10 protein-coding genes are annotated in these 15,675 nt (G+C 64.6%); 3 read left to right on the top strand and 7 right to left on the bottom strand.

The window, feature by feature from the left end; genetic code table 11:
• Positions 1-3 precede the first annotated feature (3 nt).
• The 6 genes from RT028_RS05760 to RT028_RS05735 all read right to left on the bottom strand — a co-directional run bounded on the left by RT028_RS05760 (position 4) and on the right by RT028_RS05735 (position 11,105).
• The gene (locus RT028_RS05760; RefSeq protein WP_312933395.1) at positions 4-1,506 is read right to left on the bottom strand and encodes an efflux transporter outer membrane subunit; all 1,503 of its coding nucleotides are present in this window, start codon (positions 1,504-1,506) and stop codon (positions 4-6) included.
• Positions 1,503-4,610 (bottom strand): efflux RND transporter permease subunit, encoded by a 3,108-nt coding sequence (locus tag RT028_RS05755; RefSeq protein ID WP_312933393.1) that lies wholly within the window; start codon positions 4,608-4,610, stop codon positions 1,503-1,505. The genes RT028_RS05760 and RT028_RS05755 overlap by 4 nt, the downstream gene beginning before the upstream one ends.
• A complete protein-coding gene (locus tag RT028_RS05750; RefSeq protein WP_312933387.1) occupies positions 4,607-7,705 on the bottom strand; it encodes an MdtB/MuxB family multidrug efflux RND transporter permease subunit in 3,099 nt (1,032 codons plus the stop codon). The genes RT028_RS05755 and RT028_RS05750 overlap by 4 nt, the downstream gene beginning before the upstream one ends.
• Entirely contained in the window at positions 7,702-8,955 is a 1,254-nt protein-coding gene (locus RT028_RS05745; protein ID WP_312933385.1) for an MdtA/MuxA family multidrug efflux RND transporter periplasmic adaptor subunit, read from the bottom strand. The genes RT028_RS05750 and RT028_RS05745 overlap by 4 nt, the downstream gene beginning before the upstream one ends.
• 216 nt (positions 8,956-9,171) lie before the next feature.
• Entirely contained in the window at positions 9,172-9,672 is a 501-nt protein-coding gene (gene tpx / locus RT028_RS05740; protein WP_312933379.1) for a thiol peroxidase, read from the bottom strand.
• Positions 9,673-9,830: 158 nt separating this feature from the next.
• The gene (locus RT028_RS05735; protein ID WP_312933377.1) at positions 9,831-11,105 is read right to left on the bottom strand and encodes an aromatic amino acid transport family protein; all 1,275 of its coding nucleotides are present in this window, start codon (positions 11,103-11,105) and stop codon (positions 9,831-9,833) included.
• Positions 11,106-11,351: 246 nt separating this feature from the next.
• On the opposite strand from RT028_RS05735, the gene alkB reads away from it, so the two are divergent.
• The 3 genes from alkB to RT028_RS05720 all read left to right on the top strand — a co-directional run bounded on the left by alkB (position 11,352) and on the right by RT028_RS05720 (position 15,031).
• Positions 11,352-11,996 (top strand): DNA oxidative demethylase AlkB, encoded by a 645-nt coding sequence (gene alkB / locus RT028_RS05730; RefSeq protein ID WP_312933375.1) that lies wholly within the window; start codon positions 11,352-11,354, stop codon positions 11,994-11,996.
• A gap of 231 nt (positions 11,997-12,227) precedes the next feature.
• Positions 12,228-13,283: a tetratricopeptide repeat protein gene (locus RT028_RS05725; RefSeq protein WP_312933374.1), complete on the top strand. Its 1,056-nt coding sequence runs from the start codon at positions 12,228-12,230 to the stop codon at positions 13,281-13,283.
• 101 nt (positions 13,284-13,384) lie between these two features.
• Positions 13,385-15,031: a response regulator gene (locus RT028_RS05720; protein ID WP_312933373.1), complete on the top strand. Its 1,647-nt coding sequence runs from the start codon at positions 13,385-13,387 to the stop codon at positions 15,029-15,031.
• A gap of 10 nt (positions 15,032-15,041) precedes the next feature.
• Here RT028_RS05720 and RT028_RS05715 read toward each other — a convergent pair whose 3' ends face one another.
• The gene (locus RT028_RS05715) at positions 15,042-15,503 is read right to left on the bottom strand and encodes a nucleoside deaminase (RefSeq protein WP_312933371.1); all 462 of its coding nucleotides are present in this window, start codon (positions 15,501-15,503) and stop codon (positions 15,042-15,044) included.
• Between the last annotated feature and the right edge of the window lie 172 nt (positions 15,504-15,675).

Genomic DNA, 15,675 nt, shown 5'->3' with positions numbered 1-15,675 from the left:
GGCTCACTCAGGCTCGAGAGCCTCGGCATCCGCTGCTGCCTGCGCCTCATCCCAGCCGCCGCCCAGGGCAGCAATCAACTGCACGCTGGCCACCAGCCGCCCCTGCAGCAATGACAGGGCACTGCGCTCGTTGCTCAGCGCCGTGGCCTGCACGTTGACCACATCCAGGTAGCCAATCAGCCCGGCCTTGTACTGGTTTTGCGTCAGACGCAGCGATTCGCGGGCAGCTTCGAGGGCCTCCTGGCGCACCACGGCTTCATCACCGTAGACGCGCAACTGCACCAGATAGTTTTCCACCTCGCGAAAGCCGTCGAGCACGGTCTGGCGATACTGCGCGGCGGTCTGATCGTATACCGCTTCGGTGCGGTCGACCTCAGCGCTGCGCCGCCCGGCATCGAACAGGGTCATGGCCAGCGACGGGCCGACCGACCAGAAACGGTTGGGCAGCTCGATCCAGTTATTGAAGCTGCTGCTGGAATAACCGCCATTCATGCTCAGGCTGAGGTCCGGGAAGTACGCCGCACGGGCCACGCCGATGGTGGCGTTGGCCGCCATCACGCGGCGCTCGGCGGCAGCGATGTCGGGCCGGCGCTCGAGCAGTTGCGAGGGCAGCTGCACAGGGATCACGGGCAGTGCGGGAATCGAGTCGCGGGTGGCCAGGCTGAAGTCCGCTGGCGCCTTGCCCATCAAGACGGCAATGGCATTTTCATACTGCGCACGCTGCCAGGCGAGGTCGATCAGGTCGGCCTCGGTGCTTTTCAGCTGGGTGCGCGCCTGGGCCACTGCATCAGGGCCGGAGACCCCGGCGCGGTACTGGTTCTCGGTCAGGCGCTGTGAGCGCTGGTAGGCCGCCACGGTGGCTTCGAGCAGGCGCTTCTGTTCGTCGATGACGCGCAGTTGCAGGTAGTTCTGCACCAGCTCCGATTGCAGGCTCAGGCGCATGGAGGCCAGGTCCGCAATGCTCGCCTCGGCGCTGGCCTGGTTGGCATCGAGGGTGTTGCGCAGCTTGCCCCACAGGTCGACTTCCCAGCTCACGCCCAATTGCGCGTTGTAAGTGTCGCGAATGCCGCTGCTGTTGTTGGCCAGCCCCGAACTGCTGCTGCCGGCACCTTGCGCGGCGCGGGTCTTGCCCACGCTGAGGTCCAGGCTCGGAAACAACGCGCCACGACTGCTGCGCACCAGCGCAGTGGCCTGGCGGTACTGCGCGGCATACTGCGCCACGGTCTGGTTATGGGCGTTGAGCGCCTCGACCAGCGCGTTCAGCTCGGCATCGCCATAGAGCGTCCACCAGGGGCCGCGGGCCTGGGTGTCGGCAGGCTTGGCCTGGGTCCAGCCCGCGGCGTGCTTGAACTGCGCCGGGGCCGCCAGCTCGGGCCGCTGGTAGTCGGGGCTCAGGCTGCAGGCGCTGAGCAGCACCAGGCACAGGCCGCCGCTGAGCAGACGCGAGCCACGGCCGTTGCCGAAGCGCTGCAGCGCGCGATGAAGGGAGGTGTGGGCGAACGTCATATCGGGGTTTCCAGGGCAGCGTCGGTGCGCACGCCGCGCCAACGGTTGAAACGGTGGCGCAGGCGGTCAAGGTAGAGGTAGACCACTGGGGTGGTGTACAGCGTCAGCACCTGGCTGAACACCAGGCCGCCGAGAATGGTCAGGCCCAGGGGCCGGCGCATTTCGGCGCCAGCGGCGCTGCTCAGCAGCAGCGGCAAGGCGCCCAGCATGGCCGCCAGGGTGGTCATCAGGATCGGCCGCAGGCGCAGCAGGCACGCCTGGCGGATCGAATCTTCCGGGCTCAGGCCCTCGTTGCGCTCGAACTGCAGGGCCAGGTCGATCATCAGGATGGCATTCTTCTTCACCACACCGATCAGCAGGAACAAACCGAGCAGCGAGATCAGGCTGAATTCGCCGCCGGTCAGGTACAGCGCCAGCAACGCCCCCACACCAGCCGACGGCAGCGTGGAGAGGATGGTCAGCGGGTGAATGTAGCTTTCATAGAGAATGCCCAGCACCAGGTACACCAGCACCAGCGCACCGAGAATCATGAACGGCTGCCCTTGCTGGGTCTTGGCGAAGGCATCCCCGGTACCGCCAAGCTTGGCGATCACGCTTTCAGGCAGGCCTACCTTGGCCACGGCGCGCTCCACGGCGGCCAGGGCCTGGTCGGGGCTGTAGCCTTCGGCAATGTCGAAGGCAATGTCGTCCGAGGCGAACTGGTCTTCATGGCTGACGCGGTCATTGGCCAGGGTGTTTTCGTAGTGCGCGATGGTGGAGAGCGGCACACGCGCCCCCTCAGCGGTAATCACCTGCACCTGCTCCAGGGTGCTTGGGTCCCAGGCGTAGCGCGGGTTGATTTCCAGCACCACCTGATACTGGTTGAGGCTGTCGTAGATGGTGGAGATCTGCCGCTGGCTGTAGGCGTTGTTCAACACGGTGGTGACCATGTCCATGTCGATGCCCAGGCGCTTGGCCTGGTCACGGTCCACCACCAGCGTGACCTGCTGGGTGCCGGCGCCATCGTTGGCATCGATGGCCGTCAGTTCGGGCAGTGCGCGAAGGGCCGCGGTGACTTTCGGGTACCACTGGCGCAGCGCCAGCAGATCACCGCTCTGCAAGGTGTACACGTACTGCGAGGAGCTCTGGTCCCGCCCGCCGCCACCCAGCTGCAGGTCCTGGTCGGCCATCAGGAACAGACGACCACCGGGTACCTTGGGCAGCTCGCGGCGCAGCCGTTCGATGACTTTCTGCGCGTCGATCCTGCGCTCGGCGATGGGCTTGAGGCGCACCAGCACCATGGCGTTGTTGGTGCCACTGTTGCCGCCGATGAAACCAGCCACACTCTCCACGGCAGGGTCAGCCAGCAACGCACGTCGGTAGATTTCCATTTTCGGCTGCATCACCGTGAACGAAAGGCCGTCGTCACCGCGGATGAAACCGATCAGTTGGCCGGTGTCCTGCTGCGGCATCAGGGTCTTGGGCACGATCACGTACAACGCGACATTGAGCACGATGGTGGCCAGCAGGCTGAGCAAGGTCAGGCGCCGATGGCGCAACGCCCAGCCGAGGCTGCGGTCATACACGGCCACCATGCGCACGTGCTGGCGATCACTCCAGCGCTGCAGGCGGTTGCGCTCGGCCTTGTGGCGTTTCAGCCAGCGCGCGCAGAGCATGGGCGTCAGGGTCAGCGACACCAGCAGCGACACCATGATCGCTGCAGCCAGCGTCACCGAAAACTCGAGGAACAGCCCGCGCACGATGCCGCCCATGAACAGGATCGAGACGAACACCGCCACCAGCGAAACGTTCATCGACAGCAGCGTGAAGCCAACCTCTTTCGCACCCAGGTAGGCGGCCTGAAGTGGCTTGCCCCCCTTCTCGATATGCCGCGAGATGTTCTCCAGCACCACGATGGCATCGTCCACCACCAGCCCGGTGGCCAGGATCAGCGCCATCAGCGACAGGTTGTTCAAGGAGAACCCGCAGAGATGCATCACGGCAAAGGTGCCGACCAGCGAGACGGGCACCGCCAGGCTGGGGATCAGCGAGGCGCGCAAGTTGCCCAGGAACAGGTAGACCACCAGGATCACCAGGACCACGGCGATCAGCAGCGTGTGCTCGGCCTCTTGCAAGGTGGCCTTGATCACCGGCGAGCGATCCATGGCGATGTTCAGGTGCACGCTGGCTGGCAGCAGCGATTGCAACGCAGGCAATTGCGCCTTGATCTGCTCGACGGTCTCGATGATGTTGGCGCCGGTTTGCCGATTGACCACCAGCAGCACCGCCGCCTGATCGTTGAAGAACCCGCTGTTGTAGCGGTTCTCCACGCCATCGCTGACCGTGGCCACGTCCGACAGGCGCAGAATCGCGCCGTCCTTCTGGCGGATCACCAGTGACTCGTAGTCCTTGGCCCGTTCCAACTGGTCATTGGCGCGCACCTGCCAGTTGCGCTCGGCGTCTTCGACAAAGCCCATGGGCCGGCGCTGGTTGGCGTTGGACACGGCGGTGCGCACCTCGTCCAGGGCCAGGCCGTACTGATTCAGCAGCTGCGGCTCCAGGGTAATGCGCACGGCAGGCAGGGAGCTGCCGCCGATCTGCACTTCACCCACCCCGCTGACCTGCGCCAGGCTCTGCGAGAGGATGGTGTCGGCCAGGTCGTACAACTGGCCTTTCTGCAACACGTCGGAGGTCAGGGACAGGACCATGATCGGTGCCTGCGACGGGTTGATCTTCTTGTAGGTGGGCATGCTGCGCATGCCGCTGGGCAACAGATTGCGCGCTGCGTTGATGGCCGCCTGCACTTCGCGGGCAGCGGCGTTGATGTCACGGCCCTGCTCGAAGCCGATGATCACGCGGGTAGCGCCCTGGTTGGAATTGCTGGTCAGGGTGCTGACCCCGGCGATGCTGCCCAGCTTGCGCTCCAGCGGTGTGGCCACGGTGGAGGCCATGACTTCGGGGCTCGCGCCCGGCAAGTTGGCCTGCACCACGATCACCGGGAAGTCGATCTGCGGCAGCGGCGCTACGGGCAACAGGCCGAAGCTGACGCCGCCGAGCAGCATGATCGCCAGGCTCAGCAGCAAGGTGGCGACCGGGCGGGCAATGAACGGTGCCGAAAGGTTCATGCCTTGACCTGCTGCTCATCCGCCTTGGGCCGCCAGCGCCGGGCCAGGCGGTCGAAGTACAGGTAGATCACGGGCGTGGTGAACAGCGTCAAGACTTGGCTGACCAGCAGCCCACCGACCATCACCAGGCCCAGGGGCTGGCGCAATTCGGCGCCCGAGCCGCTGGCAAGCATCAACGGCACGGCTCCGAACAGCGCCGCGAGGGTGGTCATCAGGATCGGCCGGAAGCGCAGCAGCGCGGCCTGGTAAATGGCCTCGTGCGGGGCCATGCCCTGGTTGCGTTCGGCCTCCAGGGCAAAGTCGATCATCATGATCGCGTTCTTCTTGACGATACCGATCAGCAAGATGATGCCGATGATGGCAATCATCCCCAGGTCGTTGCCACTGAGCAGCAACGCCAGCAAGGCGCCCACAGCGGCCGAGGGCAAGGTCGAGAGAATGGTCACCGGGTGCACGTAGCTCTCGTACAGCACGCCGAGCACGATGTACATGGTCACAACAGCGGCCAGGATCAGCAGCAAGGTACTCGACAGCGAGGCCTGGAAGGCCTCGGCAGCCCCCTGGAAGCGGGTTTGCACGCCCAGCGGCAGGCCGATCTCCTGCTCCACCTGCTCGATCACCTTGACCGCCTCGCCCAGCGCCACGCCGCTGGCCAGGTTGAACGACATCATCACCGCCGGGAACTGGCCGATGTGGGAAATCGCCAGGGCTGCCTGACGCTGCTCCACCGTGGCCAGGGCCGACAGGCGAACCTGGCCGCCGTCGGCGGACTTCACATGGATCGAGTCCAGCGCGCCGATGCCGGCGCTGCTGGCGTTCTGCGACTGCAGGACCACGCGGTACTGGCTGGCCTGGGTATAGATGGTGGAAATCTGCCGCTGGCCGAACGCGTCGTACAACGCACTGGTGATCTGCGCGGCAGTGATGCCCAGGCGGCTGGCCTTGTCGCGGTCGATGGTCAGGTACACCTGCAGGCCCTGGTCCTGCAGGTCGCTGGCCACGTCAGTGAGTTCGGGGCGTTGTTGCAGGGCGCGCACCAGCTTGCCACTCCACTGCGACAGCAGCTCGGCGTCAGGCGAGGACAGGCTGAACTGATACTGGGTGCGGCTGACCCGGTCTTCGATCGACAGGTCCTGAACCGGTTGCAGGTACAGGCGAATGCCCGCCAGTTTGTCGAGTTGCGGCTGCAGGCGGCTGATCACGGCACCGGCGTTGTCGTCGCGCTCCCCGTGGGGCTTGAGGTTGATCAGCATGCGCCCGCTGTTGAGCGTGGCGTTGTCGCCATCGACCCCGATGTACGAGGACAGGCTCTGCACCGCCGGGTCTTGCAGGATGATGCGGCTCAACGCCTGCTGCCGCTCGCTCATGGCGGTGAAGGACGTCGCCTGCGGCGCTTCGGAAATGCCCTGGATCACCCCGGTGTCCTGCACCGGAAAGAAGCCCTTGGGCACGATCAGGTACAGCACCACGGTCAGCGCCAGGGTGGCGACGGCCACCAGCAACGTCAGCGGCTGATGGCGCAGCACCCAGGTCAGGGCGCTGGAATAGTGCTTGATCAGCCAATCGATCCACGCCCCGCTGGCGCGATAGAAGCGCCCTTGCTCATGCGCCTTGGGCTCGGCTTTGAGCAAGCGGGCGCACATCATCGGCGTGAGGGTCAGTGACACCACCAGGGAGATGAGGATCGCCACTGCCAACGTAATGGCGAATTCACGGAACAAGCGCCCGACCACATCGGCCATGAACAGCAAGGGAATGAGTACCGCAATCAACGACAGGGTCAGCGACACCAGGGTAAAGCCGATCTGCCGTGCGCCCTTGAGCGCGGCCTGCATCGGCGTTGCGCCCTCCTCGATATGCCGGGCGATGTTTTCCAGCATGACGATGGCATCATCCACCACGAACCCTGTGGCGATGGTCAGCGCCATGAGCGTGAGGTTGTTGATCGAGAAACCGGCCAGGTACATCACGCCGAAGGTGCCGATCAGCGACAACGGCACCGCAATCGACGGAATCAGCGTGGCGCTGAAGCGGCGCAGGAACACGAAGGTCACCATCACCACCAGCACGATGGCCAGCAGCAGCTCGTGCTGCACGTCGGTCACGGCGGCGCGGATGGTCTGGGTACGGTCGGTGAGCACGCTGACATCGAGACCGGCCGGCAGGTTGTCGGTGATCGAAGGCAGCAGGTCCTTGATCCGGTCCACCACCTCGATCACGTTGGCCCCTGGCTGGCGCTGGATGTTGAGCAGCACGGCCTGGTTCTGATTGGCCCAGGCCGCCAGGCGCTCGTTTTCGGCGCCATCGACGATCTCGGCAACATCCTTGAGGCGCAGCGGCGCGCCGTTCTTGTAGGTCAGGATGAGGTTGGCGTAGTCCTCGGGCGAGCGCAGCTGATCGTTGGCATCGAGCATCGACACGCGCGTGGGCCCGTCGAAGTTGCCCTTGGGCTGGTTGACGTTGGAAGCGCCGACCAGGGTACGCACGTCTTCCAGATTCAGCCCGGCGGCCGCCAGTGCCTCGACATTGACCTTGATCCGCACTGCCTGGCGCTGACCGCCGGCGATGCTGACCATGCCCACCCCGCTGATCTGCGCGATTTTCTGCGCCACGCGGGTGTCGACCAGGTCATTGAGCTTGGGCAGTGGCAAGGTCTTGGAGGAGATGGCCAGGGTCAGCACCGGGGTATCGGCGGGGTTGACCTTGTTGTACACCGGGGGTGCCGGCAGATCGCTGGGCAACAGGTTGCTGGCGGCATTGATGGCGGCTTGCACCTGCTGCTCGGCCACGTCCATGTTCACGTCCAGGCTGAAACGCAGGGTCAGCACCGAAGCACCACCAGAGCTGGTCGAGGCCATTTGCGTGAGGCCCGGCATCTGCCCGAACTGACGTTCCAGCGGCGCGGTGACGGCGCTGGTCATCACCTGCGGGCTGGCACCGGGATACAGGGTCATGACGCGGATGGTCGGGTAGTCGACCTGGGGCAAGGCCGAGACCGGCATCAGCGTATAGGCGATCAGGCCGGCCAGGACAATCGCCAGCATGCTCAGCGTGGTGGCGACCGGCCGCAGGATGAACAGGCGTGACAGGTTCATGCACCCGCCTTGGAAGGCGCGCTGGCTGGAGCGTCGCCGCCTTTTTCCTGACCCTGCAACTGTTGGCCGGGCAAGGTTGGCACCTGCGCGCTGTCCTGCACGACTTCCACGAGGCTGCCTTCGCGCAGCCGGTCGGTGCCTTCGAGCACCAGGCGATCACCGGCTGCCAGGCCCTCGAGGATCACGCTGCGCTCGCCATCGCTGGCGCCGACCTTGAGTTTGCGCACACTGACCTTGTTATCGGCGTTGACCACATAGACGAACGTACCGTCGTTGCCGAACTGAATGGCCGCTGCCGGCGCCAGCACCACCTGCTTGAGGGTGTCGGCGAGCACGCGGACGTTGACGAACTGATTGGGGAACAGCGCCTGATCCTTGTTTTCGAAGCGCGACTTGAATTTCAGCGTGCCAGTGGCGGTGTCGATCTGGTTGTCCGGGCTTGCCAGCACGCCGGTAGCCTGCAGTTTGCTGTCGCCACGGTCCCAGGCTTCGACGGGCAGGCTGGCGCCAGTGCGGTAGCGCTCGAGCACGGTGGCCAGTTCGGTTTCCGGCAAGGTGAAGGTGATGTTGATCGGTTGGGTCTGGGTGATCACGGCCAGGGCGGTGGTGTCGTTGGCGGCCACCAGATTGCCGAGGTCGAGCTGGCGCAGCCCTACACGGCCGCTGATCGGCGCGCGAATCTGGGTGAAGTCGAGGTTGAGCCTGGCGTCGGCCACCGCGGCCTGATTGGTCTTGATCAGGCCCTGGAACTGTGCGGCCTGGGCCTCGGCAGTGTCGAGGGTCTGCTTGGCGATGCTGTCTTCGGCGTACAGCCCTTTATAGCGGGCAACATCGACCTGGGCGTTTTTCAGCTGTGCCTGGTTCTGCGCCAGTGTGCCTTCAGCCTGCTGCAAGGCGATGCGGTAGCTGCGCGGGTCGATTTCGGCAAGCAGGTCACCCGCCTTGACCTGTTGGCCTTCCTGGAAATGGATCTTCACCAGCTCGCCGGCCACGCGGCTACGCACGTTGACCGTGTTGGTGGCGGTGACGGTGCCGAGGGCCTTGTAATACAGCGGGAAGTCCCCGATTTCTGCAGGCTCGACGCGCACGGGCACAGCCTGGTCCGAACCGCCGAAGCCTGGGCGACCGCCGGCCTTTTCGGCCTTCTCGGTCGAGGCGCCCGGCCACAGCCACCAGGCCAGCGCGGCCAGCAGCAGGATCAGCAGGCCGATCAGCCAGCGACGAGGAGAACGAGAGACAGAAGCTTGCATGGGTTGAACAGACCTTGTTCGGAAGACGGCGTAAGAAAAGATGTGAACGATAAGCATTTGGTCAGCAGAAGCAAAGTGCCTTTACCCGGGCTTTACCCTGGGCTGACACCTGCGGCGCAGAGCACTTTAAATGAAAAACGGCCTGGAGAGGTTTCCAGGCCGTTTTCGGGGGCTGCTGCCATGAACCTGCCGGCCACCAGGGCCGGCGCGGCAGCCTTACTTCAAGACTGCCAGGGCGGCATCGTAGTTCGGCTCGTTGCCGACTTCGCTGACCAGTTCGCTGTGCAGCACGCGATCATTTTCGTCCAGCACCACCACGGCACGTGCGGCCAGGCCGGCCAGCGGGCCTTCGGCAATGGCGACGCCGTAGTTCTGCAGGAAGTCGGCGCCGCGCAGGGTCGACAGGTTTTTCACGTTGTCCAGGCCTTCGGCGCCGCAGAAGCGGGCCTGGGCGAACGGCAGGTCAGCCGAGATGCACAGGATGACGGTGTTGCCAATATCGTTGGCCTGGGCGTTGAACTTGCGCACCGAGGTGGCGCAGGTCGGGGTGTCGACGCTAGGGAAGATGTTCAGCACTTTGCGCTTGCCGGCGAAGTCGGTGAGCGACTTGTCCGCCAGGCCTTCACCGACCAGCTTGAATGCAGGCGCTTGCGCACCGACCTGTGGCAGTTCGCCGTTGACCTGGACCGGATTGCCTTTGAGCGTGACTTGAGCCATGGGAAGGATTCCTCGTTGACGCGTTGGAAAAAGGACTCCGAGTTAAGCATGAAGCGCAGTGAGTGCCTACGGGCGCGCGCAAATTATTGGGTTGCCGGATTTATCGTGCCCACAAAAAAGCCCGGGACAGCGCCCGGGCTTCAGCCTGCCAGCTGCGCTCAGCCGAGCAAGCCGTACACCACCGAGGTCAGCGCGACCAACCCGACCAGGGTGACGAACACGTTCGACATCGCCCCGCTGTACTTGCGCATCGCCGGTACGCGGCGGATGGCGTACATCGGCATGAGGAACAGCAGCACGGCGATGATCGGCCCGCCCAACGACTCGATCATGCCGAGGATGCTCGGGTTGGCGGTGGCGACGATCCAGCACACGATCAGCATGACCACGGCAACCAGGCGGTCGAGGGTCTTGGACGTGCGCCGGGCACCTGCCTTGTTGATGATGCCCTTGAGGCCTTCGCTGGCACCGATGTAGTGCCCCAGAAACGACTTGGCAATGGCCACGAAGGCGATCACTGGCGCCACGAAGGCGATGATCGGGTTGCCCAGGTGGTTGGCCAGGTACGAGAGGATCGACAGGTTCTGCGCCTTGGCCTCGGCCAGTTGCGCGGTGTCGAGGGTCAGTACGCAGCTGAAGACGAAGAACAGCACCATGGCCACCATCAGCAGGTGCGCGCGAATCAGCACTTTACCGCTGAGGGCGTCGGCGTTGTCGCCATGACGACGTTTCTGGTCGACGGCAAATGCCGAGATGATCGGTGAGTGGTTGAACGAGAACACCATCACCGGAATCGCCAGCCACACGGTATGCAGCAGGGCTGAGCCTGCGGGCAGCTCACGGGCCGTCTGCAGGATGCCGCCGGTCCAGTGCGGGATCAGGTACAGGCCCAGCAGGGCCAGGGCGACGATGAAGGGGTAGACCAGCAGGCTCATGACCTTGACCGTGGCTGCCTCGCCGCAGCGCACGATGGCCATCAAGCCGAGCAGCAGGCCGAGAGACAACCACTGCCGGGGTGGCGCCTGAAGGTGCAGTTGGTGCTCCATGAAGCTGGTGACCGTGTTGGTCAGCGCGACGCTGTAGATCAGCAGAATCGGAAAAATCGCACAGAAATACAGCACGGTGATCACCGCGCCAGCGGTCAGACCGAAGTGTTCCTCGACCACTTCGGTAATGTCGCCGCCCTTGCCCGAGAGTACGAAGCGGGTCAGGCCGCGGTGGGCGAAGTAGGTCATGGGCAGCGCCAGCACTGCCAGGATCAGCAGCGGCCAGAAGCCGCCAAGGCCAGCATTGATGGGCAGGAACAAGGTGCCAGCACCGATGGCGGTGCCGAACAGGCCGAGCATCCAGGTGGTGTCTTCACGTGACCAGGTGGCCAGGGCGGTCGGGGTCGATTGGTATTGTTGTTCAACGCTTGGGGCCTGCTCGTTCATTCCAGGTGCAACTCCACTTGCAAGACTGCAATAGGCTGAAAGCGGCGAAACACGTGGGTCGCGCCACTTCAACGGAAAAAGAGAGGCGCGATTGTGCACCCATTGCGGGCACTTGCGAAGCCCTCTCCGAGCAGCGGTTGCACCAAGAGCCACCCACACGGCAACCGCCCAGCGGCGTGGCAGGGCATTGGTCGGCGTGCGTCAGAACGCTAGAATGACGGCCTATTCGACGGTTGTACCCAAGCCATGATCCAGTCAGACCTCGACCTGTTCGGTGAAAACGCCCAGCGCCTGGCCGCCGATACCGTGCTGTTTCCAGGCTTTGCCCTGGCGTATCTGGAGCCGTTGCTCGACGCCTTGCGCCCAGTGCTGCGCGCTGCGCCGTTTCGGCAGATGAATACACCGGGAGGCCAGGCCATCGCGGTTGCGCTCAGCAACTGCGGCAGCCTGGGTTGGGTCAGCGACCGGCGCGGCTACCGCTACACCACCCATGACCCGCTCAGCGGTGAACCTTGGCCGGCCCTGCCCCCGCTACTGGCCACCCTGGCCCGGGAGGCTGCGCAGGCGGCGGGGTTTGCGGATTTCGTCGCCGACACCTGCCTGATCAACCATTACCTGCCCGGGATGAAGCTGTCCCTGCATCAAGACCGTAATGAGCGCGACTTCGACCAGCCGATCGTGTCCATCTCATTGGGCCTGCCGGCCGTGTTCCAACTGGGCGGTCTGGCGCGTAGTGACCCGACGCAGAAGGTGCCGCTCAAGCACGGCGATGTCCTGGTCTGGGGGGGCGAAGACCGCCTGCGCTTTCACGGCGTGCTGCCGATCAAGCCCGGCGAGCATGAACGCATGGGCAGCCGGCGCATCAACCTGACCCTGCGCCGCGCCGGCTGACGCTGCCCACACGGCCTGATTCAAGCGCTCCCTGGGGCGCCAGGGTGGACGTGGCCTAGGCCTTGCGCCATAGCCCCTGGAGCCGACTGTGTCCTGGGTTATCCCGACCCTGCTCACCCCGCCCAGCACCATCGCGACCAGGACACGCGCTGAAGCAGCCGGGCCAGGGGCCGTTGCATTTGCCGGGCGTCTGTCCCAAGCTCTGCGTCCTGCTTTGGCAAGGATCAGACGATGCTTCGACGTAACCGCTTCCTGCTCGCCGCGCTGCTGGCGATCATCGGCGTGGGCACGCTCAGCTACCTCTGGCGCACCCCCGCGCCGGCACCGGTGAGCGCGCCGCCGGCGAGCTACGCCAAGGCCCTGCGCCTGGCCCACGATGGCCAACCCGGCGCGGCGCGCCTGCTCTATCAACAGTTGCAGCGCACTGACCTGTCACCGATGCGCCGCGCCGCGCTGTATGCCGAACTGCCCAACTATCCGTCGTCGATCGCGTTGAAGCTGGCCAAGCGCGACCTGGCCAACCCGGATGCCTACGTGCGCCGCGCTGCGGTGATGGGTATCCAGCGCCTCCTGCCGCCGGCGCAACGCAGCATGGCCTTGGGTCCGCTGCTCGATGACGACGACGACAGCGTGCGTCACGCCGTGGTCGATGCATTGCTGGGGCTTTCACCGGATGCCATCGGCCTGTATTTTTCGCCCCTGCAGGAGGCCCTGGAGGCGTACCAGGCAGTCCTTGCCCGCCAGCCCGATGATGCCGATGCACAGTTGCACCTCGCGCGCCTGTATCTGCATGAAGCCGACTACACCGGCGCGGCTGCCGCCCTGGGCCGGTGCCTTGCGGTGAATCCCCAGAGCACCGACGCCCTGGCCACGCAGGTGCGCCTGCTGGAGCGCCAGGGGGAACACGATGCTTCGCGTGAAGTGCTGGCCAAGGCCCTGCGGCAAAATCCTGACTCGGCGTTTCTGCAACACGAACTGGGCTTGTGGCTGAGCCGTCACGCACAAACCGAATACGCCCTGCTGGCCTTCTCCAAGGCCGTGGAGCTGCAGCCCGAGGATGCCGATTACCGTTACACCCTGGCGACCACGCTGCACCAACTCGAACAGGTCGACGCCGCACAGACCCAACTGCAAACCCTGCTCGATCAGCACCCCAGCGATCGCCGCGCACGCTTGCGGCTGATCGCCTACTGGAAGGAAACCGGACAATTGCAAAATGTCCAGGTGCTGTCAGCCGAACTTGAGCGGCAGAACCCGGACGACCCCGCTTTACAGCAAGGTCTGTGAACCGTCCAGCGGGTGCTTCGAACGCTTGGCCAACTGTGTTGAACCCCTGACGTTGAGGGGCAGTCCAGTGCTTTAAGACTGCCCATTTTCAGGAGTTTCTCTTGGCTTGTTCGTTTTCCCTGGAGGAACGCGCGCTGATCCTGGCGCCCTCCCCGCGCGCTGATCGCACCCTTGAGCTGTTGAGCAAGGCTGGATTTGGCTGTGCCGTCACGCGTGACATGACCCATCTGGGCGAGTGGCTGGGGGAAGGCGCCGCCATGGCGATCATCGACGAGCACAGTCTGGCAAGCGTGGGCAATTCGGCGCTGCAGAATTTTGTCGAGCACCAGCCTTCGTGGTCCGACTTGCCAGTGCTCCTGCTTTGCGCGCCCACGTCAGCTTCGTCTTGGTCGCAGTTTGGCAACTTGTTCGCACTCTCGCACCCCTGCCAGGATCAGCAACTGCTGGGCATGGTGCAGGCTGCATTGCGCGCTCGCCAACGCCAGTACCAGTCGCGCGACCAACAGCACGCCTCTCACCAGGCCTTGCATCTGCAACTCGAGCTGACCCGTCGCCACCAGGAAACCTTGCAGAACGCCCGCAAGATGGACGCCATCGGCCACCTGGCCGGCGGCGTGGCGCACGACTTCAACAATCTGCTGACCAGCATTGGCGGCAGCCTGGAACTGGCCGGCCGGCGCTTGCAGCGTGGCCAGGCAGACGCTGTCGACACCGCCCTCGACATCGGCCGCCAGGCCGTGGGCCGGGCAGCACGCCTGACACACCGCCTCTTGGCGTTTTCCTCTCGACAGTCCTTGCAGAGCCAGCGCGTGGACGTTGCCGAGCTGCTGCAGTCGACGGCCTGGCGGGATTCGATTTCCCCGGCAATCACCGTCAACTGCCAGTTCGATGAGGATCTGTGGTGGGCGCAGACCGATGCCGCGCAATTGCGCGAATCATTCGACAACCTGATCCTCAACGCCTGCGAAGCCATGCCGTGCGGGGGCAGTTTGCTTGTCGAAGCTCATAATCAGACATTTGCCGAGGCGCAGTTCGCCGCCAGTCTGCCAGCGGGGGACTATGTGTGCCTCAGCCTGACCGATACCGGCCAAGGCATGTCTGCCAGCACCCTGGAGCACGCCTTCGAGCCATTCTTCAGCACCAAGCCCACGGGCCAGGGTATCGGGCTGGGACTGTCGATGGTCTACGGCTTCAGCAAGCAGTCGCAGGGTCATGTGGTCCTGACCAGCGCCATCGGCCAAGGCACTCAGGTGCAGCTTTATGTACCCCGCCACAGTGACCGGGCCGAACCCGCCGCGCAGGCCGAGACCCAGGCGGGTGCCAGCACCGTGCCGCCAAAGCCCGCGAGGCAGCGATCGAACGGCAACGTGCTGATCGTCGAAGACGATGAACAGGTGCGAGGGCTGTTACAGCAGTCGCTGGCCGAAGAGGGTCTGACCTGCCATTGCGCTGCCGACGCCGAGCAAGCGCTGGCGCTGCTGCGTTCGCAGCCGAATATCGAGCTGTTGATCAGCGACGTCGGGCTGCCGGGCATGAACGGGCGACAGCTGGCGGAAATTGCCCGCATGTTGCTGCCGTCGCTCAAAGTGCTGTTCGTGACCGGATATGCGGAAACGGCCATGGCCCGTGACCAGTTTCTAGATCCGGGCATGGAGTTGATGTGCAAGCCGTTCACCATGCAGCGCCTGCGCGAACGCGTCGGTTTGATGCTGCAATGCCGCATCGGCACGGGATCAGCGGCAGACTAGATCTGCGCACTCATCGCCCGATGTCTTCGTTCCACAATGCCGGGTGCTGTTCGATGAAGGTTTTCATCAAGTGCTGGCACTGCGGGTCATCGACGACCTGAACGTCGACACCTCGGCTGCGCAGCAAGGCTTCTTCGCCCATGAACGTCTGGTTTTCCCCAACCACCACCCGACGAATGCCATACAGCAAGATCGCGCCGCTGCACATCGGACAGGGCGAGAGCGTGGTGTACAAGGTGGACTCACGGTACACCGCGGCACTTTGCCGACCGGCATTCTCGAGGGCGTCCATCTCGCCGTGCAAGATCGCGCTGCCGCTCTGCACGCGGCGGTTGTGGCCACGACCGATGATCTCGCCGCGGTGGACCAGCACCGATCCGATCGGGATGCCACCCTCCTCGACCCCGAGGCGCGCTTGCTCGATCGCTGCCTGCAGGTAGTGGTCTTCGGTTGTGCTGTCAGGGCTCGGCATGCTGCCTCCAGGGCTGGGTAAGAACGCAAGGCTAGCACATTGCCCAGTGCCCGCCTTGGCGACAAGTCCCACAGCAGCCGTCTTCAGTGTCCGCACGCCGTGAAGAATATGCCCACCGTGAGCGCAAGCGCTTTTCCCCTAACCTGCCCTGATTCCCTACGCGCAGGTATTG

Origin of the sequence: Pseudomonas sp. (genome assembly GCF_032058845.1) — a bacterium.
Lineage (GTDB): Bacteria > Pseudomonadota > Gammaproteobacteria > Pseudomonadales > Pseudomonadaceae > Aquipseudomonas.
This window is presented reverse-complemented; position numbering and strand designations above follow the sequence as displayed.

Coding starts and splice junctions, on each gene's coding strand:
- RT028_RS05745 (WP_312933385.1), bottom strand. CDS start 8,955: ATGCAAGCTTCTGTCTCTCGTTCTCCTCGTCGCTGGCTGATCGGCCTG.
- tpx (WP_312933379.1), bottom strand. CDS start 9,672: ATGGCTCAAGTCACGCTCAAAGGCAATCCGGTCCAGGTCAACGGCGAA.
- RT028_RS05735 (WP_312933377.1), bottom strand. CDS start 11,105: ATGAACGAGCAGGCCCCAAGCGTTGAACAACAATACCAATCGACCCCG.
- RT028_RS05725 (WP_312933374.1), top strand. CDS start 12,228: ATGCTTCGACGTAACCGCTTCCTGCTCGCCGCGCTGCTGGCGATCATC.
- RT028_RS05755 (WP_312933393.1), bottom strand. CDS start 4,610: ATGAACCTTTCGGCACCGTTCATTGCCCGCCCGGTCGCCACCTTGCTG.
- RT028_RS05750 (WP_312933387.1), bottom strand. CDS start 7,705: ATGAACCTGTCACGCCTGTTCATCCTGCGGCCGGTCGCCACCACGCTG.
- RT028_RS05715 (WP_312933371.1), bottom strand. CDS start 15,503: ATGCCGAGCCCTGACAGCACAACCGAAGACCACTACCTGCAGGCAGCG.
- alkB (WP_312933375.1), top strand. CDS start 11,352: ATGATCCAGTCAGACCTCGACCTGTTCGGTGAAAACGCCCAGCGCCTG.
- RT028_RS05760 (WP_312933395.1), bottom strand. CDS start 1,506: ATGACGTTCGCCCACACCTCCCTTCATCGCGCGCTGCAGCGCTTCGGC.